Origin of the sequence: Aquicoccus sp., assembly GCF_041686535.1 — a bacterium.
GTDB lineage: Bacteria > Pseudomonadota > Alphaproteobacteria > Rhodobacterales > Rhodobacteraceae > Aquicoccus.
This window is the reverse complement of sequence record NZ_JAWLDS010000174.1, coordinates 1-3,465: the sequence shown is the minus strand read 5'-3', so window position 1 is coordinate 3,465 and position 3,465 is coordinate 1. Positions and strand designations below refer to the sequence as shown.

At 60.4% G+C, this 3,465-nt stretch carries 3 protein-coding genes; all 3 read right to left on the bottom strand.

Annotation, left to right across the window (positions count from 1 at the left end):
• Window positions 1–134: 134 nt before the first annotated feature.
• Window positions 135–1,646, bottom strand: a complete 1,512-nt coding sequence (locus tag ACESL9_RS17550) for a hypothetical protein (RefSeq protein WP_372675369.1) — start codon at window positions 1,644–1,646, stop codon at window positions 135–137.
• 346 nt (window positions 1,647–1,992) lie between these two features.
• On the bottom strand, window positions 1,993–2,919 hold the full coding sequence (locus ACESL9_RS17545; RefSeq protein WP_372675368.1) for a class I SAM-dependent methyltransferase: 927 nt from the start codon (window positions 2,917–2,919) through the stop codon (window positions 1,993–1,995).
• A gap of 269 nt (window positions 2,920–3,188) precedes the next feature.
• Window positions 3,189–3,465 (bottom strand): hypothetical protein (locus tag ACESL9_RS17540; RefSeq protein ID WP_372675367.1); only part of this gene is annotated, 277 nt, incomplete at its 5' end.

Sequence of the window (3,465 nt, the reverse complement as noted above, 5' to 3'; positions counted from 1 at the left end):
GCCGTCCCCCGAGGCATTGTCCACCACCACGACATGCGCGTCCAGATCGCCGATATCCGACAGAACCGAGCGCACGCAATCGAGTGTCATCGATGCGGTGCGGTAATTGATGATCGAAATCGCGATCCGGCAGGTCATCCGACCGTGGACCCCTTGCGATGAATACGTCTTGTCTGCCGGGTATAGGGGTTTTGCGACGGTGTCGAGACATCTGCCGAAACAGGTGGCGGATCCCCGGCGGCCTCGGTGGGGTCGTCGCGGCGATACCCCACAGGGGCCGGCTCCGCCACGGCGGTCTGGTCTTGCGTGCGGGCTGCTGCCTGCAATTCCAGCCGCCCCCAGAGCGCGCCGGCCAGAAGCCAGGTCACCGGCAGGTTGGAGCTGTTGGGGATCATGTCCACCAGGTTGGCCGCCAGGATGACCGCCAGCACCGAGGATTCCATCCCGATCTCGTAGCGACGACGATGGAACCATAAAAGAAAGACCGGGACCGTGAGCAACCCGAAACGGGCCACATATCCCACCCAGCCATAGGAGCCCATCGCGATGATCCATTCCCCGTCCGTAATCGATATGTCGCGTCCCGACTCATCGAACACACGCCCTCGGCCCCAGCCCCCCCAGCCGAAAAGCGGGCGCTCTGATGCCTTGGCGAGCAATCGGTCCTCGTTGTCGAGACGGGTCTGGAACGATCCCACGCGTTGCGGATCGATGTTCTCGGCAAGTTGCAGGATCTGGTCGAAAGGCAGGATTTGTGCGGTGCGCGCCGCGGGATAGGCCAGAAACACCCCGCAAATGATCGCTGCGACCAGCAACTGGCCGCGTATGTTGGTGAGAAACAGCACCGGCAGAAAGGCCACCGTGATCAACAGGGCCCCAAGATTTTTTGATAGCACCAGCGTCATGAGAAGCCAGAAGATCCCGAATACCCAAAGCCCTCGGCGCGGCGCATCGAGCCGGGCCAGACCGGCGACGGTCAAAACCGACATGGCGAAGAAGATGCCCAGAACGAGACCATGGTTTAAAAATACAACGGGACGCCATCCGCCGGCCCGAATGTGCTGTCTCCAATCATGCGGGAAATATCCGTAGATCCAGCTGCTCAGCTGCGGCGACATCCGTACCTCGAAGAGTACCAGCAGGGAATAGCCAAGTGCGGCGATGCAAAGCACCTGCAGGATCAGCCTGTGGGCGGCCGCATCCGCAAGATAGCGTCGCGCCAGCAGCAGCGGCAGGATCATCGTGAGGGCACCGGATACCATCGAGCCCGCATCGTAAAGCGACAGACCCGGCAGGGTGCGCCACCCGTAGCGCAACGTATCGGGGTTGGTCTGAGCGGTCATCACGGCCCCGACCGGCAGGGCGATCAGCAGGGCCAGGGCGAGCGGATGCCGTGGAATCAAACCCTTCGGGTGCAGCCCGGACGTGTCACGAGCGGCGAAGATCAGCGCGAGGCACAGGGCCGACAGGGCCGGGATCGAGCCTTTGTTGAGGGTCAGCCCCGGAAAGTCGAGCCCGCCGCGCTGCGGCAGCAAGAGGAACCCGCCGACGATCGTGACCAAGATCGCCAGCGGCAGACGCAGCTTGCGGAAAAAGACAAGGCTGATGAGAGGCCAGCTGAGAAGGGCGAGCAGGGGCGGCAGCATGGGTCAGACAAACCTCGACGCGGGTGACCAGATCGAAAATCCGAGCGGGGTGTTTGCCATATCCAGAAAGGTTCCCCCGCGAGGGCAGAGGCGTGTAATGAGCCGGTCTGCGATGATGTGATTTGCACGAAGTCCGGCTTGCTCGGGATTGTGAAGCGACATGGTGCGGAACGAGAGGTTCTGCTGGACTTTCAACAGGTCCTGCCCGATCACCGTACCGAAAATTCTACTTTTCAACGCATTTCCTCATCAGCAAAATCCTGAATTTCATCTCTGTTCTCGAAACCGCCCCGGATGAAAATCACGTCTGCACTTTCCGAAAGGGCATCGCCCAGTCGATTGCCTTTTACACGTCTTCCTTGCGGATCACGACTCGCTGCATGTCCCGCAAGTTGAGCGAAAACCGCAGCTTGTTGAGGCCAAGCGTGCTCGACATGCGCCCCAGACCATCGCGCACCGATGTGCTGCCCGAGATGGTGCCAACATTCCACAGGAACCGCTCGGCCGACAGCGTCCGGCCCACAGCTTGCGTATCCACCTTGGAGAAACCCGCCTTCTCATACGTGCGACGCAGCGTGTCGAAGGTGAAGAAATAGATATGACCTTCGCATTTCACGCTGCGTTCGCGATGCCCCATGATCTTGAACATCACCGTGTCATAGCGCGGCGTCTCGATCACGGCATGGCCGCCGGGTTTCAGGACGCGATGGATCTCGCGCAGTGTGGCGACCGGATCCGGCACATGTTCGATCACATGCAGCATTATGATCACATCGGCAGAGGCCTCGGGCAGCCCGGCCTTCTCGAGGGTCGTGGGGATCGTCTCTATCCCGTGGATATCGCGTGTATGCGGCGGCAGTTCCTTCCACGGATCAACACCCAGAACGTCCCACCCCTCATCCTTGAAGCTGCGCAGCAGATTGCCGAACCCACTGCCGACCTCGACCATCCTGCCGCCTTCCGGATAGAGCTTGTGCAGGATGCGGCGGGTTGGCTCGAAGTCCCGGACCTGACCGCTTTCCTTCTCGAGGCGCCAGCGGTAGCGATGATTTACATCCGTCGTCACCCCTTCCAGCAGCCCATCACATTCATTGCTTTCATACATATCAATGTCGACTTGAGTGCGGGGCGAGGAATACATCAGCCCACAGCTTTTACAACGCACGAGTTTTGCCGGCTGCGCCTTGCCCGCCTCGAAGACAAGATCGACATTTTTTGTACCACAGATATTGCAGGGGATCTCTTCCCAGAAACTTTCGTTGTCCATATTCATGGCGTTCTCCAATTCGGTCCCACACTCGCCGTTTCATACCCACATCTACATTCTTGTACGGGAAGCAACCTGAAACCGACATTCCCCTGGTGGCCTGCAGCTTGACGCGAATATTGCTTGATGAGGTCAGCAGATCAAGCGTTTTCCCCCTGGGTGGTGCTTGTGGTCGCGGAAACGCCCGGATCTGGGCGTGGCATGCCACGAGGTCGTGTCTCGAAAGCGGTGGAAATTCTCCGGCGATGTCCTTCGATCCAGCCGCGCGGAGCCTATCAGGCTGCGAGGTCAAGGGACATGGGTTTGATCGGTTTGTCGAGGATTTGCCTGCTTGATCGTGCGCGCCCGGGCGGGCCAGGAGAACAGATCGAGCGCGCGTTGATGTGCGTTTGCCCAAGGCGGCGGCACCGCGCGGGATCGGTTGCCAGCCGCTCCATGGCCTGCCGGTAGCCTTCGACATGCGCCGCGCGGTCGCCGAGCGTGACCATGAGGCTGCAATCGGGCGTCAGCATCTGCCGAAAGGGGCCGTAATTCACGGCGACAGGGGCAAGC